This is a genomic window from Quyinboa mangrovi (assembly GCF_042219825.1).
Classification (GTDB): domain Bacteria; phylum Bacteroidota; class Bacteroidia; order Bacteroidales; family UBA5342; genus JBHJHP01.
In genome coordinates this window covers 356785-380134 of the sequence record NZ_JBHJHQ010000005.1, presented here as the reverse complement: position 1 = coordinate 380134, position 23350 = coordinate 356785, and the positions used below count along the sequence as shown (strand labels likewise).

The 23350-nt window shown below is 41.2% G+C and carries 17 protein-coding genes; 8 read left to right on the top strand and 9 right to left on the bottom strand.

The window, feature by feature from the left end; all coding sequences use genetic code 11:
* The first annotated feature begins 45 nt into the window (after positions 1-45).
* Positions 46-2625, top strand: a complete 2580-nt coding sequence (locus tag ACE1ET_RS12810) for an alpha-L-arabinofuranosidase C-terminal domain-containing protein (protein WP_375728807.1) — start codon at positions 46-48, stop codon at positions 2623-2625.
* A 317-nt stretch (positions 2626-2942) separates the two neighbouring features.
* Here ACE1ET_RS12810 and ACE1ET_RS12805 read toward each other — a convergent pair whose 3' ends face one another.
* The 8 genes from ACE1ET_RS12805 to ACE1ET_RS12770 all read right to left on the bottom strand — a co-directional run bounded on the left by ACE1ET_RS12805 (position 2943) and on the right by ACE1ET_RS12770 (position 13811).
* Positions 2943-3863: a pectinesterase family protein gene (locus ACE1ET_RS12805; protein WP_375728806.1), complete on the bottom strand. Its 921-nt coding sequence runs from the start codon at positions 3861-3863 to the stop codon at positions 2943-2945.
* A gap of 100 nt (positions 3864-3963) precedes the next feature.
* Positions 3964-5658: a glutamate formimidoyltransferase gene (ftcD, locus tag ACE1ET_RS12800; protein ID WP_375728805.1), complete on the bottom strand. Its 1695-nt coding sequence runs from the start codon at positions 5656-5658 to the stop codon at positions 3964-3966.
* Positions 5659-5663: 5 nt separating this feature from the next.
* A complete protein-coding gene (hutI, locus tag ACE1ET_RS12795) occupies positions 5664-6899 on the bottom strand; it encodes an imidazolonepropionase (RefSeq protein WP_375728804.1) in 1236 nt (411 codons plus the stop codon).
* A 219-nt stretch (positions 6900-7118) separates the two neighbouring features.
* The gene (gene hutU, locus ACE1ET_RS12790; protein ID WP_375728803.1) at positions 7119-8789 is read right to left on the bottom strand and encodes a urocanate hydratase; all 1671 of its coding nucleotides are present in this window, start codon (positions 8787-8789) and stop codon (positions 7119-7121) included.
* Entirely contained in the window at positions 8767-10341 is a 1575-nt protein-coding gene (gene hutH / locus ACE1ET_RS12785) for a histidine ammonia-lyase (RefSeq protein WP_375728802.1), read from the bottom strand. The genes hutU and hutH overlap by 23 nt, the downstream gene beginning before the upstream one ends.
* Positions 10342-10715: 374 nt before the next feature.
* Positions 10716-12575: a glycoside hydrolase family 2 protein gene (locus tag ACE1ET_RS12780; protein WP_375728801.1), complete on the bottom strand. Its 1860-nt coding sequence runs from the start codon at positions 12573-12575 to the stop codon at positions 10716-10718.
* Between the two features lie 136 nt (positions 12576-12711).
* Positions 12712-13314 carry an SET domain-containing protein gene (locus tag ACE1ET_RS12775; protein ID WP_375728800.1) on the bottom strand — a complete coding sequence of 201 codons (603 nt, stop codon included), beginning with the start codon at positions 13312-13314 and terminating at the stop codon, positions 12712-12714.
* Between the two features lie 62 nt (positions 13315-13376).
* Entirely contained in the window at positions 13377-13811 is a 435-nt protein-coding gene (locus ACE1ET_RS12770; protein ID WP_375728799.1) for a cupin domain-containing protein, read from the bottom strand.
* Between the two features lie 206 nt (positions 13812-14017).
* On the opposite strand from ACE1ET_RS12770, the gene ACE1ET_RS12765 reads away from it, so the two are divergent.
* Genes ACE1ET_RS12765 through ACE1ET_RS12745 form a run of 5 tightly spaced genes read left to right on the top strand, consistent with a single transcriptional unit; the run spans position 14018 to position 19758 of the window.
* Positions 14018-14707 (top strand): ABC transporter ATP-binding protein, encoded by a 690-nt coding sequence (locus tag ACE1ET_RS12765; protein WP_375728798.1) that lies wholly within the window; start codon positions 14018-14020, stop codon positions 14705-14707.
* Positions 14708-14709: 2 nt separating this feature from the next.
* Positions 14710-15978 (top strand): ABC transporter permease, encoded by a 1269-nt coding sequence (locus ACE1ET_RS12760; protein ID WP_375728797.1) that lies wholly within the window; start codon positions 14710-14712, stop codon positions 15976-15978.
* 3 nt (positions 15979-15981) lie between these two features.
* Positions 15982-17265 (top strand): ABC transporter permease, encoded by a 1284-nt coding sequence (locus tag ACE1ET_RS12755; protein ID WP_375728796.1) that lies wholly within the window; start codon positions 15982-15984, stop codon positions 17263-17265.
* Between the two features lie 41 nt (positions 17266-17306).
* Complete coding sequence (locus tag ACE1ET_RS12750) at positions 17307-18434, top strand: efflux RND transporter periplasmic adaptor subunit (RefSeq protein ID WP_375728795.1); 1128 nt, start codon at positions 17307-17309, stop codon at positions 18432-18434.
* A 7-nt stretch (positions 18435-18441) separates the two neighbouring features.
* Complete coding sequence (locus ACE1ET_RS12745) at positions 18442-19758, top strand: TolC family protein (RefSeq protein ID WP_375728794.1); 1317 nt, start codon at positions 18442-18444, stop codon at positions 19756-19758.
* 17 nt (positions 19759-19775) lie between these two features.
* Here the strand turns inward: ACE1ET_RS12745 and ACE1ET_RS12740 are convergent, their stop codons facing one another.
* Positions 19776-21248 carry a glycoside hydrolase family protein gene (locus ACE1ET_RS12740; RefSeq protein WP_375728793.1) on the bottom strand — a complete coding sequence of 491 codons (1473 nt, stop codon included), beginning with the start codon at positions 21246-21248 and terminating at the stop codon, positions 19776-19778.
* 388 nt (positions 21249-21636) lie between these two features.
* On the opposite strand from ACE1ET_RS12740, the gene ACE1ET_RS12735 reads away from it, so the two are divergent.
* Together ACE1ET_RS12735 and ACE1ET_RS12730 are read left to right on the top strand one after the other, a co-directional pair.
* Complete coding sequence (locus tag ACE1ET_RS12735; protein ID WP_375728792.1) at positions 21637-22110, top strand: T9SS type A sorting domain-containing protein; 474 nt, start codon at positions 21637-21639, stop codon at positions 22108-22110.
* Positions 22111-22120: 10 nt separating this feature from the next.
* Positions 22121-23209, top strand: a complete 1089-nt coding sequence (locus tag ACE1ET_RS12730; RefSeq protein ID WP_375728791.1) for a fibrobacter succinogenes major paralogous domain-containing protein — start codon at positions 22121-22123, stop codon at positions 23207-23209.
* Positions 23210-23350: the final 141 nt, after the last annotated feature.

The following is a 23350-nucleotide window of genomic DNA, read 5'->3' as shown; positions in this document are numbered from 1 at the left end:
ACAGCTATCTTAACCACGGATATTGATCAACTAATTATGGTATTCATGAAAATAAAATCTTATCTTTTTGTTATAGTATTGGCAATCAGTTCTTTCATATATGCAAATGAACCGGATTCTGCCTATGTGTTTTCTTACACAAACGCCGATGCAGACGGACGGAGTGGTTTGCATTTTGCGTGGAGTATTGACCAGGAAAACTGGCATGCTATTGGTCCCGATTTCAGTTTTGTAAAAAGTGACTTTGGTAGCTGGGGTTCGCAAAAGCGTATGTTTGATCCCTATGTCTTCCTTGATCCGGATGGGAAGTGGCATGCCGTATGGACTCTAAACCACAGGGTTAATCAGTTTGCACATGCAGCATCTGATGATCTGTCTTTCTGGTGGAGACAGTCGTATCCATATGTGATGGAATCAGGGAACTGCCTGCTTCCGGAAGTATCCTACGATAAGGCCAACGAAAGGTTTGTTGTGACCTGGATGAGTGACAGAGGCGATGAACAAGGAATATACATGGTTACCACACCGGATTTTGTCAATTACAGTGATACTCAAAAAGCATCAGAAAAAGATCGGATCAATAACAGGAGGGAGTTTAAGGTTAATGAAAAGCCTGAGACCGGAACAGTATATAAAGTGGCATGGTCAACCATAGATGGCTTAACAACTGATATGGAAGCTCAGAAATACCGGGATGAACTGAATAATGAACGTGCTGAGGATGATCCGGAAAGATTCAGGTATTTAAAAGCAGTGGATGCTGAGATTAAAGTAAAAGCCGACGACAACAAGCAGATTTCAGACATGCTGATCGGTATCTTTTTTGAAGATATCAACTATGCTGCTGACGGCGGTTTATATGCAGAGCTTGTACAAAACAGGGATTTTGAATACAATTCAGGCATCAGACGGGAATGGAATCATAAATCATACTGGTCGCTTGAAAATGAGGCTGATGTGGAGTTTTCCATTGATACCGTAAATCCGATTCATGCGCATAACAAATATTATGCTGTGCTTGATGTGAAGAAAACAGGAGCCGGACTTGTAAATCCCGGATATGATGGGATGGGTATAACAGCCGGTGAAAAATATGACTTCTCTGTTTTTGCTAAAAGTCTGGATGGCTCAAAAAACAGTTTGCTGATTCAACTGCTTAACCAGAATGATGAAGTGATTGGAGAAGCCAGAACAAAACCATTATCTGCCAAATGGAAGAAACTGAGCGCGGTAATTAAGGCAAAGGAAAACTGCGTTAAAGCTAAAATTGTCGTAAAACCAGCCAAGGTTGGTAAGGTCGGTTTGGACATGATTTCACTGTTCCCTGAGAATACCTTTAAAGGAAGACAAAACGGTTTGCGTCAGGATCTGGCTCAGACGATTGCTGATATGCATCCCCGGTTTGTCCGTTTCCCGGGTGGTTGTGTGGCTCACGGAAATGGCATAGACAATATTTATAAATGGAAAAATACAATTGGTCCGCTGGAATCGCGTATACAGCAAAGAAATACCTGGGGCTATAACCAGTCGGGTGGTTTGGGTTATTTTGAATATTTTCAGTTTTGTGAGGACCTGGGTGCTGAACCCGTTCCTGTACTTGCAGCCGGTGTGCCATGTCAGAACTCCAGTATCGGTGGCGACGGACAACAAGGCGGAATACTAATGTGCGATATGGATGATTATGTACAGGATGTGCTTGATCTGATAGAGTGGGCCAACGGAGATAAAAACAGTGAGTGGGGCAGAAAAAGGGCTGAAGCCGGACATCCGGAACCTTTCAACTTAAGATATATCGGTATAGGGAATGAGGATCTGATTACAGACATTTTTGAGGAACGCTTTACCATGATCTATAAAGCAGTGAAAGAGAAGTATCCTGAAATGAAAGTGATCGGGACAGCCGGACCGTTTTATTATGGTACGGATTATGAAGAAGGCTGGAAAATTGGGAAGAAACTTGGTGTGGATCTGTTGGATGAGCACTATTATGTGCCACCGGGATGGTTCATTTACAACCAGGATTATTACGATAAATACGACCGCTCCGGTCCGAAGGTATATCTGGGCGAATATGCATCACATCTGCCGCGCAGACCTTTGAATATTGAAACAGCTCTGTCTGAAGCTTTATATCTGACAGCCATAGAACGGAACGGGGATGTTGTACACATGACCTCTTATGCACCGCTTCTGGCAAGGGAACACCGGACGCAATGGAATCCGGATCTGATATACTTTAACAGTTCTGAAGTTAAGCCAACAACCGATTACTATGTACAGAAAATGTACGGGCAAAATTCAGGGACAACCTATTTTGCATCGGATGTAAAACTGTCTGATCAGAATGTGAAAGTACAAAACAGGGTTGGCGTGTCAGTTGTAAAAGATGAGAAAAATAATGAGCTGATCGTTAAACTGGTCAACATGCTGCCGGTTGAGGTGAATTCCAGCCTGGACTTATCGGATTTTGATCTGGCAGCAGCAAATGCTAAACTGTCGGTGCTTGAGGGTGATCCGAAAGATCGTGATGCCAAACCTGCCGATAGTTCCATTGAAGTGGATAAACAGTTCACTTATAAAATGGATCCATACTCGTTCTCTGTGATCCGTATAAGTTTGAGATAAAGGGTTAAAACTCATAGATAATATACTATGAATAACTCCGCCCTGATGGGCGGAGTTATTTAAATGATGACAGTTCTATGTAAGGATATAATTTGATTATTACTGTTTATAACTGGTGAAAAATCCCCCGTCATGATGTTCCATTCATGACACCCCCTTTTTCAAAGGGGGACTTTGAAATCCGCAATTCATTAGGTGAGTGTCCTCCTTGCCCGAAAGGAGGTGGATCCCGACCAAAGCGTCGGGAGACGGAGGATTTAACGCTATTAAGATCTAATTTTTATGTCGAACTCACATTAATTATTTCTTACCGGACTTTAGTCCATATCGTGTACTGCTTCCCAGTCAGGGAATACCTTTTCCAGCGTGATCTTTTTAGCCTTTGATTTTTTGAGTTCACCTGACCATGCCACACGTTGTGACCGATCGGCACCGGGACCATTGTTGTTATATTCCAGATACCGGGTTGTTTTTTCCCGTTCAGGATCACCCCAGTTATGCCAACCTTCTGGACGGATATGGTTGCCCATATAGCTGTTCATGAACAACACGGCAGCATATTTGCGCCAGGGACGACCGAGATAGACCTTGTCAATCCCTTCTGCTGCGGTCAGCATACATTTATTAAAGATATAGCCATAAGGTCTGAATTCCGGTGTTGAGGCAGCGGTGATATAAGAATTCTTTTTGCTGTGAATATGGCAGTTTTCAAACCAGACTGTGGCCGGGCCAAAAATAAAGTCCGTAGTTCCTTCAATGTAGCAGTCTTTGAAAAATTCAGTACCATATTCATTGCCCGTAAACAAGGTGTCCTGATTACCCAATAGGTTACAGTTAATAACCATCAGGTTTTTACCTTCCACATGTAGCGCCACAGCCTGTCCAAGCATTGGGGCATTATTCTCTATTGTTAAGTTTTTCAGGGTGATCCGGTCTCCGTCAATCCGTAACGTTGACGTTTTAAAGGTTCCCATGTCGTTCATATTGGCATGATCTGCCCAGGTAATGATGGTGTTGTCCCTGCTTTCACCGATCAGTGTTATATCGCATTTATCACTTGAAATCAGAATTTTTTCTTTGTAAATGCCATTTTTAATGAAAATTGTTTTGGGTTCCGGGGTATATGATCTGACGGACTGAATCGCTTCCCGTATAGATGTAAAATCGCCGCTGCCATCTTTGGCGACCGTGATATCATATTCTTTGGCTTGAACCGCAACTGAACATAAAAGAAACATTGAAAGGATGATTTGACTTATAACTCTCATAGTAAATTCTGATTTCTTTGGTATATAGTGCAAGGTAGCAATATAAACGGTAATGAAGAAACGAATTTATTCAGGCATTTATTTTCCTATCTACTATCTCCATAATTTCAACTTCCAAACTTTCGGCGGCCCTGTCAAGTTCTTTAGCTTTCTTCAGAATGTCGTCCACGAATGCTTGATCCGAAAAATTCTTTGCATTGATCTTTACATTCAAGTAGGCTCCACGGACGCCGGCCCGTGCAGCCAGTGCACCTACGCTGGCATCAGATACACTGTTAGGATTGCCGGTTTCAGTCATGGCTTTCATTACTTCCATGGATTTGTAGCACAGATTCATAACCTTAAAAGGTACTTCTATGGCATATTTAGTAGCGTCATCAACAGCTTTTTGGCGGGATTTTTTTTCAGCTTCTGTCGTTTTAGGTAATCCAAATGCATCCATTATAGCATTAAATGCATTCGTGTCCTCGTCCACCAGCTTCAGCAGCTCATCGTGGTAATATTTGCCTTTATCAGCCCAGTTTGAAAACTCTTCCCAGCGTTCATCCCAGCCGCGTTTGTGCGCAGAAAGATTGGCCACCATGGTTCCCAGTGCTGCACCCATTGTACCCATGTAGGCCGAAATGGAACCACCACCCGGTGCGGGTGATTCAGATGCCGTTTCTTCTGCGAAGGCTTTCAGGTTCATGTCAATCAGCTTTGGCTTGTGTTCAGCAATTATGTATTCAATGATCTTTTTCTTCGGATCAAAAGGATTCAGTTCATCCAGGCCAAGTGATTTAACAGCGATTTTTATGATTTCATCATCCGAAATACCGGTGGAGCGCTGTTGTTTTTTCAGGAAATACTTCCCGGCATCCAACATCGCTTTTAACGGAATCACCCCAACCAGTTCTGAACCTGTAACACGTAGTCCCCTTGCCTGAGCTCTCTGGCAGGCAGCATCGAATACTTCATGAACAGAGGTTACTGTAGTATCGGTCAGGTTAAACGAAAGTTGCGCAATGCCATATTCCTCAATGAACCATCCGATACCTTTTACACACTTCAGCAGGCCGGGCTCATAAACCGGTTTGCCGTTTTTGTCCAGGACTTTTTTACCGGTCAGTGTTCCTCCTTCTCGTTTGATGCGGCCTTTTTCACGAATATCAAACGCAATAGCATTGGCCCGACGGGTTGAGGTGGTGTTCAGGTTCACATTATAGGCCACTAAAAAGTTACGTGCACTGACAGCCGTTGCTCCGGATTTGGCGACAGATGTGTTATACTCTGCCGGGCCAAAATCAGGTTCCCATTCAGGGTCTGCCAACTTTTTTGCCAAACCTTCGTATTCACCTGATCGGCAACTGGCCAGGTTTTTCCGTTTGTCTTCTCTTGCTGCAAATTCATAACAGTAGATGGGGATATGTAATTCCCTGCCGATGCGTTCAGCCAGTTTATGTGCATACACAACTGTTTCTTCCATGGAGATGCCGGAAACAGGAACCAATGCTAACACATCAGTGGCTCCAAATCGCGGATGAGCTCCCTTGTGTTTGCTCATATCGATCAGCTCTGCAGCTTTTTTAACAGCCTTGAAAGCTGCCTCGCAAACTTCTTCAGGTGTTCCCACAAAGGTGACAACGGTACGGTTCGTGGCTTTTCCTGCATCCACGTCAATAAGCTTCACGCCTTCAACGCTTTGTATCTTATCTGTGATTTGTTTGATGATTTCCATGTTGTTCCCTTCACTGAAATTGGGAACGCATTCTATCAGTTGTGTCATACTATTTAATTTTCAAATGTCAGTTTGTTGCCATTTTTCCAGACGAAATCCGGTTTCAATTTACCCTGCCGGTAGATAATTTCCCTGTAATCATTTATGCTGAACGCGATAATATCGGCCTTATTCCCTTCTTTAAGAATGCCACGGTCGTCCAGACCTAATGCATGGGCTGCACGGCAGGTAATACCTGCTAAAGTTTCTGTCACGCTTAGCTTTTCATATGAGCTAAGAATGGATGCCTGAATTAGCAAGTCTCCCATTGGTGCTGAACCGGGGTTCCAGTCCGATGCGATCGCCAGCGAAGCACCAGCGTTTAAAAGCTTCCTTGCCGGGGCAAAAGGTAAGCCTAGTCCAATGGAAGCGCCGGGTAACACTGTAGCACTTACTTCGCTTTTCCCAATCATTGAGATGACTTTGTCATCGCTGGCTTCCAGATGATCCACACTTCTGGCGTTCAGGTCAACTGCCAAAAGGCTGCCTCCCAAACTAAACTGGTCACCATGAACCACGATATCAAATCCCAGATCTTTAGCTGCATTCAAATAAGACCTGGCTTCATCAGCTGAGAATGCTGTTTTTTCTATGAAAATATCTACCCGCTGTGAGAGTTCCTGATTTTTAATTTCAGGCAGGAGTTCCTTTGCCAATACTTTAAGATAAGCTTCATTCGAACCTGAAAAATCCTTTGGCCTGATGTGTGCAGCAAGACAGGTTGCAAGTAGGTCAGCTTTCGTGTCTGAACTTTGTATTGCTTTGAGAATTTTGAGTTCCTGATCAACGGATAATCCATATCCGCTTTTAACTTCAATGGTGGTAATGCCATCCTTCAACATGACATCTGCATGTTTCGTAGTTATCCGACTCAGTTCCTCCTGCGATGCTTCTCTGGTTTTCTGAACAGTATTCCATATGCCACCACCGGCTTCTGCAATTTCCAGATAGGTTTTACCGGCCAGTCGTAAGGCAAAGTCGTTGGCCCGCGATCCGGCATAGCAAATATGTGTGTGACAGTCAATCAAACCCGGTAATGCCACATGATTGCCATGAATCCATTCAATTTCGGTTGTGGACCGGTCTATTTGTGCGGCCAGCTCCGTAAAGTCACCGATAGCGATGATTTTTCCCTTGTCAGACAGAATTCCACCGTCCGGAATAATTTCCAGCTGATCATCGTTTAACGGACCTTTAACCGGAAGTTTATCCATGGTTATAATTTGCCGGAACGGACCTGTTAGTTTCATAATCTTGTTATTACGATCTTTCGTTATAAATGTAAGGTAAATTGTTAATATACAATTAAAACCATGTGCTATCAATTCTACCCCTAACCCCTAAATGGGAATATCTATGTACATCTGAATTTTCTCCCCTTCAGGGGAGTCAGAGGGGTAATTGAAAAAACTTGTTTTGTCGTTTAAAACGACCAACCATGAACTCCTCGTTGCAAACGAGGAGTAGTTTTACAGTGACAAACCAAATTTATCCCTGTTTTCTACTGCCTTTTCATATCCCGCGTCTGCGTGCCTGAAGATGCCCATGGCAGGATCGTTGTGCAGCACCTGTGATATGTTGTTAGCGGCCTGTTCAGTTCCGTCAGCCAGTATCACCATGCCGGCATGTTGTGAAAATCCCATACCCACGCCGCCACCGTGATGGAACGATACCCAGGTGGCTCCACCGGCCGTATTTGCCATAAGGTTAAGCAGCGGCCAGTCCGACACCGCATCACTGCCATCCAGCATGCCCTCTGTCTCCCGGTTCGGTGAGGCTACCGATCCACAATCCAGATGATCGCGGCCAATGACAATCGGCGCTTTCACTTTGCCTGTTTTTACCAGGTCGTTAAAGATCAGACCGGCCTTTTCGCGCTCACCGAAACCCAACCAGCAAATCCGGCTCGGCAAGCCTTGAAATGCCACCTTTTTCTGTGCCTCTTCCAGCCATTTGATCAGATGTGTGTTTTCCGGAAAAGCTTCCATCAGGGCACGGTCGGTTGTGTAGATATCTTCCGGATCACCCGATAAGGCTACCCAGCGAAACGGCCCCTGTCCATCACAGAAAAGCGGACGGATAAACTCCGGTACAAAGCCATTATAGTCAAATGCATTGGTTTCACCACCCCGACGGGCAAATTCCCGTAGGTTATTGCCGTAATCAAAAACCACACTGCCTTTGGCTTTCATTTTCAACATAAAACCCACATGTCGAGCCATGCTCTTTAAGGCTTTATCCTTGTAAGCTTCCGGATCAGATGCCCTTAATTTACTGGCTTCCCCCAGTGTCAGTCCATGGGGTATATAGCCATGAACCGGATCGTGAGCAGATGTCTGGTCCGTCAGAATCTCAGGGATTATATCATCCTGAATCAGTTTTTCCAGCACATCGCCAATGTCGCCGACCAGACCGACAGAAAGGGCTTCTCCTTTTGTTTTTGCATCTAAAATCCATTGTGTGGCTTCTTCGTAATCAGAGGTCATACGGTCCACATATTTGGTTTCGAGGCGTTTTTTTATGCGTTCGGGATCAATATCCACACCCAGAAAAGTAGCACCGGCAAGTGTTGCCGCGAGGGGCTGAGCACCACCCATGCCACCTAAACCACCGGAAACAATCAGTTTGTGTCTGAGGTCACCGTTGAAGTATTTCTTACCGCATTCTGCAAAGGTCTCGTACGTACCCTGCAAAATCCCCTGGGTGCCGATATAGATCCAGCTTCCGGCAGTCATCTGACCGTACATCATCAGTCCGCGGGATTTCAGTTCTTCAAAATGTTCCCAGTTGGCCCAGAATGGCACAATGTTACTGTTAGCAATTAGAACGCGTGGTGCATGGGGATGGGAGCGGACCATACCAATCGGTTTCCCCGATTGAACCAAAAGGCTGTGATGCTCATCCAGCTCGAGCAGGGCTTTGATGATTTTCTGAACAGCTTCCACGTTACGAGCAGCCTGTCCGGTTCCACCATATACGATAAGGTTTTCCGGGTCTTCTGCTACCTCTGCATTCAGATTATTGAGCAGCATCCGCAAAGGTGCTTCCGTTTGCCAGGATTTGGCATGGAGCGTACTTCCAACCGGTGCTTTGTAATTTGGATGTGAAGCATATGTCTTAATAAATTCCGAATAATTCATGCGTGTCGTTTTTAAAATCAATATGGTGTTCCTGAGCCAGATAATCTGTCAGGCGTAACAATTCTTTGGACTGAATAATTTCAATTGCTTTATTAATATCAGGATAAAAGAGCCTGTCGCTTTCTGCAAACTCAATTTTTGACCGTATGAAATCGTAGCAGTGATCCATGAGAAATCCTGATTTCATGGGTCTTCTGAATTCAAAACCCTGGGAAGCTGTCAGCAATTCGATCGCCAGTATTTTCTCCAGATTTTCAACTATTTTCAAAGTTTTCCGTCCGCTAATGGATCCCATGCTTACATGATCTTCCTGTCCCAGAGATGTTGGAATGCTATCTGCACTGGCTGGGAAGCAGAGACTTTTATTTTCACTGACCAGGGCTGCGCTGGTATATTGAAGGATCATAAAACCGGAGTTTAGGCCGGTGGTCTTCATCAGCAGTTTTGGCAAACCCGGTACGCTTTCAATGAGTGATAGATAGATGCGACGGTCAGATATATTCCCGATTTCGGCAGCAGCAAGCGCGGCATAATCCATGGGCAGTGCGATGGGCTGACCGTGAAAATGGCCTCCTGTTATGGTCTTTTCTTCGCTGAAAATTATGGGATTATCAGTCACCGAATTCATCTCAATCTCAACCGTTTCCTTCAAGTGCAACCAGGCGTTTCTGGAAGCCCCGTGAACCTGTGGGATACATCGCAGGGAATACGGATCCTGAACGCGGGTGCAGTTTTCATGAGATTTTTCTATCTCCGAATGTTTCAGCAACGTACGGATGCGTTTTGCCACATATTTATTGCCTTCATAGGGCCGAAGTTCATGCAGGGCTTCATCAAAACTTTTAAAGGAACCCATCATGGCTTCCAGGTTCATTGCAGCAATGATATCGGCATGATCCAAACAGTTTTTGAGCCGCTCTGTGATCAGCGTGGCATGTGCCAGCATAAACTGTGTACCGTTGATCAGGGCCAGACCTTCTTTGGGACCCAGTTCAATGGGTTCAAGTTTGAAAAGTCTGAATATTTCTTCAGTTGGATATTCCAGACCATCGTATATCACACTTCCGAGGCCGATTAAAGGAAGGAACAAATGGGCCAGTGGAGCAAGATCGCCCGAGGCACCAACAGATCCCTGGGAAGGAACAACCGGAATAACATCGTGTTCAATATGCCACATTATACGTTCAATGGTTTCAAGCGCAATCCCGGAAAAACCCTTCGCCAGTGCATGAACCTTGAAGATCATCATGAGTTTGGCGATCTCCGGATCTACCGGTTCACCAACGCCTACACTGTGACTTTTCAGCAGATTGTATTGAAGTTGCCTGGTGTCTTCTTCGTTGATCAACGTGGTGCAGAGTGGTCCAAAGCCGGTATTAATACCATAAACCACCTTTTTATGGTGGACGATATTAAGTACAACCTGACGGTTTTCATTGACTATGTTTATTGTATTTTCGGACAGGATTCCGTTTGTAGTGCCCCGGGCCAGTTCAAGTGCAAGCCCAACACTCATATGATCCTCTCCATACCGAAATTTTTGTTTAGACATTCCTGTTATTTTAATTTCTGATATAAGACATCAGAAAATAAATATACGGCTTTGAACAGGCTCGAAAAATGATAAAAATTAGGAAGGATATATGATTTTAAACAGCTTGGAAAACAGTGAGGCTGTCCAAAAAGACAAATAAAAATATTTTGAACTTATAAATTGTAAGCAATCTTTCTTTTACCCCTCCAAACCTCTCCGTCAGCTGACGGAAGGCTTTAAGTCCCCTTCAGGGGATTTAGGGGTAATTTCGTAAAAACTACTTACAATCCGTAAGTAAATATAATTCTGATATCACTTTTGGGACAGCATGACTCAAATTATATATTACCAATATAGACTTTCGTATATTACAAATATAAACCTTCGTTCTGCTATTTCTGATACTCCTTCTTTTTGCGTTTGTAGTAATCCTGAAGAATATAAAAGGCCTTCTTTTTAGCTCCGGTTTCTGAAACCAAACCCTTACGGTTCCATCCATCCTGTACATCGGGAAGTTGTCTAAGTGGCGACATGAAATCCACCAGAATCCAGGGTGTCATACCCGAAAGTCCAGGGACCCGATCAAACATGGCAATATTTTCTTTATACATAAATTCTTGGTATTCTTCACTCCAGCGCGTCAGTGAGTCAGCATGAAATCCCTGGATTGCTCCACCGCCAAATTCACTGACGATAACGGGTTTGTCATAGTCGATCACAAATGTTTTCTTACGGCATTCCAGTGGACTGCCACCATACCATCCAAGATATTCATTGAAACTGATGATGTCCAGTTCCTTGCCTATCGGATCACTCACCACATAAGTGCTGTCCGGATGTCCATCCACGGCCTGATCTTTTTTACAGGCAGCACTCAATAAACGGGTTGGATCCTGTTCCCGTACATGATGCGCAACAGCAGTCAGAAATGCATTACGCGCTTTGGTCGGTCCGGTTTCATTGGCAATAGACCAGATAATGCTCGATGCCCGGTTTTTATCTCTTCGGATCATCTCTGAATACTGGGTTTTCGCTTTCTCCAACACCTTGTCATTAGACCATTCAATCCCCCAGTAAAGCGGCAACTCTTCCCATAGCAGAATTCCCATTTCATCGGCCAGACGTACAATGTTTTCCTGATGAGGATAATGTGCCAGACGTGCAAAGTTACAGCCCAGTTCCTTAGTCCAACCCAGTACAAGTTTTGCATCATCAATGCTATGTGCCCGGTCCCTGCGAATCGGGTTCTCATCGTGAATGGAGATCCCTCTTAAAAAGATCGGTTCACCGTTTAAAAGAATCTCTTTCCCTTTTGTTTCAATCGTCCTGAATCCTATTTTATCTGAAATTTCATCATCACCGGCTTTTAAGGTTACCTTATATAGTTTCGGGTTTTCGGGTGACCACAAACTTAATTTACCCGATTCCAGTGTGAATTTTGCTGCTCCGTTTTCATCGAGCTTAACCTCTTTGCTGATCTTTAATTCAGGGATAGAAATAGTTGCATGATCCGGCAGATCTTTTCCTTTCAGTTGAATACTTCCCTGAATTGTTTTCTTTTTACTGTTTAATGAAGCTTTATCAAGATACAGGAAATAATCATCGATATAAGTTTGTGGTACTTCAACCAGGTATACATCGCGGGTTATGCCGCCGTGGTTATACCAGTCTGTTACTTTTCCTGGAATGTAATCACTTTCCCTGCTGTTACTAACACCAAGAATAAGAAAGTTATCCTTGTCTTTTATCAGGTTTGTTACCTCGAAACTGAAGGGTGTAAAACCACCTTCATGGTAACCCAAACGCCTACCGTTGAATGTGTAGGTTGTTTTGTAATTGGCTGCTCCAACATATATAAATACCCTGGAGTTTTTCAGTTTAGGTTGAAAATCAAATGTTTTGCGGTACCAGATGCTGCCTTCATAGTAATACAGTGCTTCTTTCTGCGAATTCCATGAACCGGGAACCCAAAGGTTTTGTGCATAGTCAAAACTATATTCCACACGATCAGATTTGTCTTTTGGTTTAGCATTTCTGTAAATAGGGCTGAAACCTATTTGGCCGGTTTCATACTGGTCCATTACATATTTCCATTTACCATTGAGCGACTGTGTGGTCCGGTTTTGGATGTTAGTGATGAAATTATCCTGTCCAACTGCATTGTGAGGAATAATTAAAACCGCCATTATGAAAGCTGAGAGCCATAAAATGTTTTTTCTGATTATTCCGGAAGAGGTTGTTACTGATGCCATTTTTAATACGTTAATTAATTTTACAGTGAATAAAGATAGAGGTTTTAGTCAGTTCACACTATAACAGATTGTACAGATTCTGTAAGGAATTGGATAAATTCAGATACTGAAAAACGGTTTGGAAACGAATTTGAGATTATTCCTGAAGTTTTTGTGCCGGATCAAAATAATTGTTAAGGATGGAATCTGCCTGCAATTCACCTGATATAATTTTTTCTACTTTTTCCCACGTTCCGTTTGCGATCAACGGTTTTAAAGGTTGGTCAAGTTTTGTAATCTTGTTAAAAACTCTGGCGATTTTCTTATCCCAGGTACGATGATAGCGAAGCAGATCATCAGGATAGACCATTTTGCGTTTTGTACCTTCGTTGGCTGCCCTGAAAGGTTCTAAAATGTTCAGATAACCATAATCATCTGTTAATTCTTCTCCCGGTTGAATATCACGTATGGCGATCTCAAAATCGTAGGCTGTTGACAGGCAGTTGGATTTGAAACTGTGATTTATGAACCGGCCGTTGTCCCAACAAAAAATATAGTTGCCCTTGTTATTCCTGAATGTGTAATTTAATATAACGGACTGGTAAACCGGTTCCATATTCTGAATTTCCTGAAGCGTAAATTCCCGGTCCAGTTTATCGTGAATCCATATTATGGTTCCGGCTGGTATGGTTTTGGTGGCAACAACTCCATAGCCAATTTCTTCGCTAATGAACTTTAATTCGGTATGTGGGTGTATCATAACAGAACATCAAATATGGTCTTAATATTTACTGATGGCAGGCACAAATATCTGTAAAATGTTTATCTCTGATACTTTTTAATGACTAAATATTTTAGTTCGGTATCACCCACATTTTTAATGCCATGCTCAGTGTTCGGCGGACAATAGAAACTGGTATATGGTCCAGCCACTTTTGTTTTACCATCCAGATAAAATTCTGCTGTTCCTTCCAGGACAAAAAAGAACTCATCTTCAACGTGTTTATGTGGTGGATGAGTTGCCGAATGGGGTGCAACCACACTCATTTTTAATGTCCGTCCATCGAGAAAATCCTTGTCAGCAAACCAAAACTGATAACCAACTTTTGTTTTGACCGTATCTTCCCATGAAAATTGGGAGACACAGTTTTCAATGGTAAATTCTCTTTGCGATATTGCTGTATCAGCCCTTTCCTGAGCACTTAATAATGTGCAGACTGAAAATGTAAGAATAAATGTGATGAGTATATTTTTCATATTGAAAAAAAATAAAAAATAATTTTTTCGAATTTACGTTTTTTTAAGGTTAGATGTTGCATGCACTGGAATTTTAATAGACGTCGTTTACCGACGAAAACCTGTTGTTTACCTTATTTGATTGTGGCCTTGATTGATGTTGGATTATTTTTGAGGTAAATTGTAACAAATAACTATAATCAACGTAATTCTGTAAAACTTATCATATGGTTACGCTAACCAATATTCATAAATCTTATATTACCGGACATAATCGTCTTCATGTATTAAAGGGCATAGATATGCACATTGATAAGGGGGAACTTGTGTCAATTATGGGATCGTCAGGATCAGGAAAATCAACGCTGCTTAACATACTCGGGATATTGGATAATTATGACAAAGGGAAATATGTTCTGGGAGGGAAACACATTATTAATATGTCGGAAACGATGGCCGCGCGGTACAGGAATAAGATGGTTGGCTTTGTGTTTCAATCGTTTAACCTGATATCTTTTAAAAATGCGCTTGAAAATGTAGCATTACCACTTTATTATAAAGGAGTAAGCCGAAGAAAACGTAATGTAATTGCCATGGAATATTTGGATAAGGTTGGTCTTCGGGAATGGGCGGAGCATCTTCCCAATGAACTGTCCGGAGGACAAAAACAGCGTATTGCCATTGCCCGTGCACTTATTTCTGATCCTCAGCTTATTCTGGCCGATGAACCAACAGGTGCACTTGATACACAAACATCGTACGAAGTGATGGAACTCCTTAAGCAGATTAACGATGAAGGTAAAACTATTCTGATAGTAACTCACGAAAATGACATCTCAAAGATGACCCGTCGTATCATCCGCCTGAAAGACGGCTTGATTGAAAAAGAAGAATTTATTGAAGCTCAAACCGTTTAATTATGTTTGATTCCAATATCTGGCAGGAAATTGCCTCAACAATAAAACAGAATAAGCTCCGGACATTTCTAACGAGTTTTAGTGTTTTTTGGGGGATTTTCATGCTCATCCTGCTACTTGGTGCCGGTAACGGATTATCAAACGGTATGAAGGAGAATTTTTCTGATGATGCCACAAACTCTATATTCTTTAATTCAGGAACCACCAGCAAGGCATATAAAGGGTTGAAGCCCGGCAGACGTATCCGGTTTGAAAATGAAGATATTGACAATATAAAAAAGAATTTTCCTGAGGTAGATGATATTTCAGGCCGGTTTTTTCTACCCTGGGGTGAAACAAATGTTTCTTATGGGAATGAATACGGGAGTTACCAGGTATTGTCTTGTATGCCCGATTATCAGAAAATTGAAAATGCTGTGATGATGGAAGGCAGGTTCATTAATGATGTGGATCTGAAAATGACCCGGAAATATGCCGTTATAGGCGAGGAAGTAGCTAACAAACTGTTTAATGGCGATGAGCCGCTGGGTAAGTTTATAAAAATAAACAGTGTAATGTTTCGGGTTGTTGGCGTTTATCATGATAAATCTGACTGGGATAATAAGCGGGTTTATGTGCCGATGACAACCGCACAGAAACTGTTTAATGGTGCGAACAGAGTCCATAACATCGCTCTCACGGTGGACGATATGTCGGTTAAACAGAATAAGGAACTGGAATCACGGTTTTTAAAGTACTTTGCTAAAAAATACCAGTTTGATCCGGAAGATAAAAAAGCACTTTATATCAATAACAGGCTTGAAAACTACACGCGTGTTCAGTCGGTATTTCTAGGGATTAAAGCATTCGTGTGGATCATTGGTGTTTTCACAATCATTGCAGGTGTTGTGGGGGTCAGTAATATCATGCTGATTACGGTAAAAGAAAGGACCAAGGAAATAGGAATAAGGAAAGCACTGGGTGCAACACCGGGGAGTATAATTTCACTTATTATACTTGAAGCGGTTATAATTACCGGTATTGCAGGTTACCTTGGGATGGTGTGTGGCATTGGCCTGCTGGAACTGCTTAATATGGCAATGGAGAAAGGTGCGGAAGCTGCACAGAGTCAACAGGGACAGGGTGGTATGCCTTTCAGTAATCCAACTGTTAACCTTACTATTGCTGGTATTTCAACACTGGTTCTGATTATTTCGGGTGTAATAGCAGGCTATTTCCCGGCTAGAAAAGCAACTAAAATTAAACCCATTGAAGCATTAAGAGACGAATAGGTTATGTATATAAGTGTTTTAGATTCGGATTTTTGGCAGGAGATATGGAGTTCCCTGAAAAAGAATAAACTACGTACGTTCTTAACGTCATTCGGGATATTCTGGGGGATTTTTATGCTTGTTGTCATGGCAGGAGCAGGACAGGGATTGGCGAATGGGATCACTGAAGGCTTTGGTAATTTTGCAACAAACAGTGCTTTTTTCTGGACTCAGCCAACAGGAGAGCCTTATAAAGGTTATAAACGGGGTCGTTTATGGGATCTTACCAACGACGACATGTCCTATATAAAGGAAAATGTAAAGGAAATACAATATATAGCTCCCCGTTTGCAGGGATGGCGACAAAGCAACGGAGATAATACACATTATAATAATAAAAGCGGATCATTTTATATCAAAGGCGATTATCCTTCTTACAGGAATATAGATCCGTTCACTGTTTTAAAGGGCCGTTTTATTAATGATATCGATATCATGGAAAAACGGAAAGTCTGCATAATTGGTGAACGTGTTGAGGAAGTATTATTTGATAAGGATGAAGATCCGGTAGGAAAATATATCAAGGTTAATGGTGTATGGTTCCAGGTCGTAGGCGTATTCACTCCTGATACACAAATGAATTTTGGTGGTGATAAAAAAGAGTCGGTTTTTATTCCTTTTACAACCTTACAGCAGACTTATAATTACGGGAATGAAGTTCACTTTTTTTCAATAACCGCTAAACCTGGCATTCCCGTTTCGACGGTGGAAGATAAAGTTGTTAAAATTTTAAAGGACCGGCATGATATTGCCCCAAATGATAAGGATGGAGTGGGGCATGTAAATGTTGAAATGCAATTTAAGCAAATTAACATGCTTTTTTCGGGCATAAATATTTTAACATGGTTTGTGGGGATAATGACACTGTTCGCAGGTGTAATCGGTGTTAGCAATATTATGTTGGTTATAGTTCGTGAACGGACACATGAAATAGGTGTCCAGCGTGCCATTGGAGCCACTCCGGCTAAAATAATTACACAAATTCTGTCTGAGTCCATTGTACTGACAACCCTAGCCGGATATGTAGGCTTGTTTCTTGCCATGATGCTTCTGGAAGGTGTTTCGTATGGATTAGAAAAGGCAGCTGAAAATCCGGATAATACGATTGTACTGCAGAATCCACAGATTAGTTTTGGTGTGGGTATTGCGTCCCTGATAATACTGATCATTGGTGGGGCATTGGCAGGATTACTTCCGGCTTACAGGGCTGTTAAAATGAAAGCTATAGACGCACTACGCGATGAATAATAATAACTTAAAAGAATAATAAACATAAAAATATAGCCATTATGAAGATCGTTAAAATTGCATTTGGAGTGATTCTTGGACTCCTTTTTATATGGACGTTCTACTTTTTGTATCAAAAATCGCAGAAACCTCCTGTTCAATACCAGATTAAGAAACCTGAGATTGGTAACATCATTAATAAAACGGTTGCAACCGGTAGTGTGGTTCCACGGCAGGAAATCCAGATAAAGCCACAGATATCAGGAATTATTGATGAGATTTATGTGGAACCGGGTGATCATGTTGAAAAAGACCAGGTGATTGCAAGGGTTAAGATTATACCGGATATGGTGAACCTAAATTCAGCAGAATCTCGCGTAAAGCAGGCCGAAATTAAACTGAATGATGCCAAGCTGGATTATGACCGTCAGAAGGAGCTGTATGACCGGGAGGTAATTTCAAAAAGTGAATTTCAAAAAGTGGTGACATCGTACAATGCCTCAAAAGAGGAACTGGCTGCAGCCAATAATAATCTTCAGCTTATAAAAGAAGGGGTAATAAAGGACTATGCCAATGCTTCGAATACTCTTATACGTGCTACAATAACCGGTATGGTTCTCGATGTGCCGGTGAAGGAAGGAAATTCAGTAATTCAGGCCAATACATTTAATGATGGTACTACTATTGCTACCATTGCCGATATGAGCGATATGATCTTTGAAGGAAAGATAGATGAAACAGAAGTAGGGAAGATCAGTAGCGGGATGGACCTGATGTTGACCATAGGTGCCATTGAAGAGAAAAAGTTTGATGCCACGCTGACCTATGTGGCGCCAAAAGGCGTAGAAGAAAACGGGGCCATTCAGTTTGAGATCAAAGCCGATGTAAAACTTAATGATAAAGATTTTGTGAGGGCTGGTTACAGCGCAAATGCTGATATTGTTCTGGATAAGAAAGACAGTGTGATGACTATTGATGAAAGTCTGGTGAAATTTGAAAACGATACAGCATTTGTGGAATTATTCAAAGGAGAGGAAGATGGAAAACAAATCTTTGAAAAGAAAGAGATAAAAACCGGGCTGTCAGACGGAATCAAAATACAGGTTTTAAATGGCCTGACTCTTGACGATGAAATAAAGGGCGAAAAGGAGTTGGCCAAAAAGGATAAACCTAAAACCGAAGAAATATAATAGTGTCATGAAGATTAAATATTTAATTATATTGCTGTTCCTTGGTGTGACGTTGCTGAGCACAAAAGCACAAAAGCTTTGGACGCTACAGGAATGCATTGACTATACCCTTGAAAACAACCTTGCGTTGCGCATGCAGGAATTGGATGTGAGGGATAAGGAGGTGCTGGTGCAGAGTGCTAGAAATCAGATGCTTCCGAATTTGTCAGGTAGTGTGAATATGACCGAGAGTTTTAATTTTTCGGGGTCGAGTGATAATACATATACGCAGGGGAATTCATTCAATACTGGTTTTGGCGCTTCAGCAGGTGTCCCTTTGTTTAATGGTTTTGCTATCCGTAACAGTATTTCGCAGGCAAAGGTAGATCGTGAAGCTGCTGAATATAATCTGGAATCCAGAAAAAACAATGTATTATTGCTTTTACTGCAAAGCTATCTGGATATACTTATGAAAAAGGAACTGGTGACTATTGCAGAGCAACAGCTCGCGAGTACACAGAAAGACAAAGAGGCTGTTGAGATTAAATACGAGGTAGGAGAGGTGTCGAAAGATATTTATCTGGAGAATCTGGCTCAGGAAGCCCGTGAAATGGCTACGTTAAATGAAGCCAAGAATAACCTGGCATATTCCAGACTGGTAATGGCTCATATTCTGGATTTGGAGAATCCTGAGGAGTTTGATGTGGTAACCCTGAAGCTTCCAGAAGTAATGGCAAAAGTTGCTTTGTATAATGCAGCCATTTTATTCAATGAAACAAAGCTGACATGGCCTGAAGTGAAAAGTGCGGAGAAAAATCTTGAAAGTTCTGAATATACGATTGCCCAGGCTAAGTCGGGATATTATCCATCTGTATCTGCATTTGCGGGTTATTCGGCCAATTATTATAATACATCAAATTTATCGTTTTCGGATCAGTTAGATGCATTTTCAAGACCATATATGGGGGTGAATATAAGCATTCCGATTTTCAGCCGGTTCACTAACCGGAATAATGTAAAACGCGCCAAATTGAATTACGATGCGATGGATCTGCAGCTGGCTCAGGTTGAAAATCAGTTAAGGGAAACCATAAAGGAAGCCTATGTTTCTGCAGTGGCCGCTCAGTCAAATTATGAATCTGCACAAAAAACGCTTGATGCTACAAAAGAATCATTTCGTTTTGCTGAGGAAAAATACAAAGTTGGTGCAATATCTCCTTATGACTATAATACCTCTAAGAGTCAGTTAATGCAGGCTGAATCAGAAATGTTACGTTCTAAATATCAGTTTATATTTTCTTCCAAAGTACTGGAATTCTATAAGAATAATACGATCACTTTTTAATATACCAATAAACCTGTTTAATTATGGGTAGAAGTAACCGGTTCAGTTTGGACCGGTTTTTTTATGGTATCTCCGTTAATTGTTATGGCAGATGTAAAATCATTCAGGTTTAGCAGAGGTGAGTTTGCATTTACCGTATCTCCCATTGTAATGATTCCTGTCAATGCAATATTATGAATCAGTTTCGTGCTGTCCCATCCTTCTATCTGAATGCGGTCATTTCCACGCTCAAACGTTTTTATATTGTAAAAAGTGATGTCGTGGATATTACCCGGCCATTTCTGAGATCCTTTAAGTCCTGCCAACTGTTCTGAGTTTTTTAAAACGATAAGCTGTCCTGACGTATATATATTTATATCTTTCATGGACACATTGTATATATCCGTACTTTGCAAAGAAAAGACAGAAATAGCTGCCTTATCTATTTCTTCATCCCGGACAAATAAAATATCACAATCTGATATTGTAACGTCAGAGATATATTCAGTCATGGTTTCCGGTCCTATGCCAATTGCATTACTGTTGTCCGACCATAACCTGCACTGCGATATGTCAATGGCCGTGTTTGGTAGTGCTGAACCGGGTTCAATTGAATCATTGGAAACTTCCCGGTTATTTCCGATGCCCTTGATTGCTATTGCATTACTCCCACTTCTGATCAGACAGTTTTTTATAGTTGTCTCCGAGCTGTTAGCTACAACTATACCTTCACTATTCCAAATTACCGGATTTATTATTGTAGCATTGCTAATATTGCTTTGATCCGATTTGTAAATAAAGATACCATCTCCTTCATGGGGCATTAGAATACTGATACCGGATACCGAAATATTGCTGCAAGCCTCAAAATCTATTGCATGTTTGTTGATGGAGTCCGACGGCGGAAGAAGAATACCCTGACCGTATACTTTAATATTCTCTGCATTTTCAGCCCGGATATATCCTTTAACTATTGCACCTGGAGATAAATATACTTTTCGGTTACTCTCAAGTGTAATTGTATTTTGTTCTTCTGCAGAAATTTCATGCAAACCCGGGCCAAAGAAAAGTGTTCCCGGACTGTTGGTATCAGGAGGGTTAATTTGTGGACCGGAGGCGACTAGATGTAAGGTTCTTCCTCTGTAATCGCCGTTGAGTATCAGGGTAAGTTTTGTTGGCTTGTACAGTTTAAAGGTAATTATACCATTCGACAAGATTTTATACTTTATGCTGTCTGTTGCAGGTAAAAATTTCCATTTAGTAAAACCTGACGACGGGAAATTTGTTGTAACCTCTATTGTGACTGAATCCGTAAACCCAAAAGTTCCATAAGATATGTTGTTTCCGTATCGTGACGGTATAGCAAATAAACCTAAAGGCTTACTGTTAACTTTAACACTGAAGGATTTGGATGTATTAACTATTGGAGGTACAGCTTGAATAAAAACTTCAGCGTTAAAGCTTTGACAAAATGTAAAAATGGTTATACCAAGTATTTTTAGGATTTTCATGAAACTTGCTTTCTGCAAATATATGAATTTGTCCTAATTCTTTGATCTTCAATTTTCTAGTTCTAAATTAATAATTCTATGTAAATAAAAATTAATATTAAATTAACAAAAAACGGCTATAATTGTTAATTAAATGTTAATTAATAGTGTTTTTAACTAATATGCCATAAGTTGTTGATAATGAGCTGTTTTAAAATAATTTATTTCAAAACATGAAGAATTGTCAAAATCGATTCATGTGCGTAAATACCATATATATAGCTGCTTAGGGTTGCTTGACCGCATGTAGATGATTTTATGTTAAATAAATATTAAAAAAATGTTTTAAAAATATTGTTTATTTTAATTTAATGATCTATATTTGTTATGTGAATATAAATAAAAGGCCATGAAAAGAATAATAGATTTAATATTGGGAATAGTTCTTTTTTCAGGGACAATGGCTGCGCAAGATATGTTTGTTTCTTCAGGAGCAGAAGGAAAATCAGCAAAAGCATCTTTAACATGGGTTGTAGGCGGTGGAATTTCTGCCAATCAAAACGATGCATCACCTGTTTTAACACCAGACATTTATGAAAACCAAAAAATAGCATTGAGTTTAAAAAACAGTCTGCCTGCTGCAGAGATTAGTGTCTATCCTAATCCAGCAACAGAATATGTAAATATTCACATGAAAAATGATCAGTTGAAGGGAGGACATGTAGTTATTTCTGATTTATCAGGTAAAAATGTGTTATCAGAAGAATTAAATTCGGATAAAACAAGTTTGTTGCTTACATCACTTGCATCAGGTGTGTATACTGTAAATACGCTGGATAAATTTGGTAATATCTCCGGATCGGTGAAAATTGTAAAAAAATAAATTTCAAAGCATGAAAACAAGATTACTTATAGTAGCTTTAATTGCAGTAACGTCATTTGCTGCTGTGGCGCAATCAGTACCTGGATTCAGTTATCAGGCTGTTGCAAGAGACGCTGGAGGTGATGTCATTGCCAATCAGAAAGTTGGCATTGAAATCAGTATTCTTAAGAATTCTGTGGATGGTGAGTTGGCCTATGTTGAGGAGTTTTCTCCAACGACCAATAATTATGGAATTATAAATCTGACTATCGGAACTGGTCATCCAACGTTTGGATACTTTGAAGATATTGACTGGTCAGTTGGTGAGTATTTTGTAGGTGTAGCAATGGACACTGAAGGGGGAACTGATTATGTGGATATGTCCACCAGTCAGCTTTTAAGTGTGCCTTATGCGATGTATGCAAAAAGTGCATCAACAGCTCAGTCTGTTGATGGTGTCGATGCAAAAACGATCACTGATCTTAAGAAAAGCCTGGCGGATGTACAGACTCAGCTTAAATCTGTAAAGAAAGAATTAATGGGTACAGGTTTGGAAGATACAAGAGATCCGAACTTAACTGTTTGGTATGATACAATTTCTACAAATGATGGCAATAACTGGATGGCAGATAATCTGAAAGCAGAGATTTATACAGATGGCACACCTATCCAGAACGTAAAATCATATAATAACGATCCATTAGTTGCTGTAGACTATGGTTACCTGTACACTTATGATGCAATTATAGCAGAAGGTAAAAATATCTGTCCTGACGGATACCGTATGCCTACCAGTGCGGAATGGAGTGTGTTGTTACAGAAATACGGTGGATCTGCATTGGCAGGAAGTTCTTTAAAAGAGACCGGGACATTTCACTGGAATGTTCAGGCGAATGGTGTAACCGGATCAGCTGAAACGGAAATTATTCCTGCCGGAATGGTGGCATCAGACGGATCAAGTACAGGGCTTGGGGCCAGAGCTTATGTCTGGACCGGTGAAGAATCTGCTGATAATCCTGATTATGCTGTCGCTTATCAGTTTAATGCGGAAAACAATCTGGTTATTAAAGTGAACATTAAAAAAGACGCAAACATATCAGTCAGGTGTATTAAAGAATAGACAATCGTTCGATGTAAAAATATATTTTGAGGGTTATTGACCTTGAGGTAGTAGGATGAGGTAGGACCGCTGGAGGGCGGTCCTTTTTTGTTGCCTTTTTTCATTTTATCATTGCAGGTTTATTATCTTTGCAAAACTTTT

What these genes read in the sequence shown, in the direction of transcription:
- ACE1ET_RS12775 (WP_375728800.1), bottom strand. Translation starts at nt 13,314, where the DNA reads ATGATACACCCACATACCGAATTAAAGTTCATTAGCGAAGAAATTGGC.
- ACE1ET_RS12765 (WP_375728798.1), top strand. Translation starts at nt 14,018, where the DNA reads ATGGTTACGCTAACCAATATTCATAAATCTTATATTACCGGACATAAT.
- ACE1ET_RS12805 (WP_375728806.1), bottom strand. Translation starts at nt 3,863, where the DNA reads ATGTTTCTTTTATGTTCAGTTGCGGTTCAAGCCAAAGAATATGATATC.
- ACE1ET_RS12740 (WP_375728793.1), bottom strand. Translation starts at nt 21,248, where the DNA reads ATGAAAATCCTAAAAATACTTGGTATAACCATTTTTACATTTTGTCAA.
- ACE1ET_RS12810 (WP_375728807.1), top strand. Translation starts at nt 46, where the DNA reads ATGAAAATAAAATCTTATCTTTTTGTTATAGTATTGGCAATCAGTTCT.
- ftcD (WP_375728805.1), bottom strand. Translation starts at nt 5,658, where the DNA reads ATGACACAACTGATAGAATGCGTTCCCAATTTCAGTGAAGGGAACAAC.
- ACE1ET_RS12745 (WP_375728794.1), top strand. Translation starts at nt 18,442, where the DNA reads ATGAAGATTAAATATTTAATTATATTGCTGTTCCTTGGTGTGACGTTG.
- ACE1ET_RS12770 (WP_375728799.1), bottom strand. Translation starts at nt 13,811, where the DNA reads ATGAAAAATATACTCATCACATTTATTCTTACATTTTCAGTCTGCACA.
- ACE1ET_RS12750 (WP_375728795.1), top strand. Translation starts at nt 17,307, where the DNA reads ATGAAGATCGTTAAAATTGCATTTGGAGTGATTCTTGGACTCCTTTTT.
- hutI (WP_375728804.1), bottom strand. Translation starts at nt 6,899, where the DNA reads ATGAAACTAACAGGTCCGTTCCGGCAAATTATAACCATGGATAAACTT.
- ACE1ET_RS12730 (WP_375728791.1), top strand. Translation starts at nt 22,121, where the DNA reads ATGAAAACAAGATTACTTATAGTAGCTTTAATTGCAGTAACGTCATTT.
- ACE1ET_RS12735 (WP_375728792.1), top strand. Translation starts at nt 21,637, where the DNA reads ATGAAAAGAATAATAGATTTAATATTGGGAATAGTTCTTTTTTCAGGG.
- hutU (WP_375728803.1), bottom strand. Translation starts at nt 8,789, where the DNA reads ATGAATTATTCGGAATTTATTAAGACATATGCTTCACATCCAAATTAC.
- ACE1ET_RS12780 (WP_375728801.1), bottom strand. Translation starts at nt 12,575, where the DNA reads ATGGCATCAGTAACAACCTCTTCCGGAATAATCAGAAAAAACATTTTA.
- ACE1ET_RS12760 (WP_375728797.1), top strand. Translation starts at nt 14,710, where the DNA reads ATGTTTGATTCCAATATCTGGCAGGAAATTGCCTCAACAATAAAACAG.
- hutH (WP_375728802.1), bottom strand. Translation starts at nt 10,341, where the DNA reads ATGTCTAAACAAAAATTTCGGTATGGAGAGGATCATATGAGTGTTGGG.
- ACE1ET_RS12755 (WP_375728796.1), top strand. Translation starts at nt 15,982, where the DNA reads ATGTATATAAGTGTTTTAGATTCGGATTTTTGGCAGGAGATATGGAGT.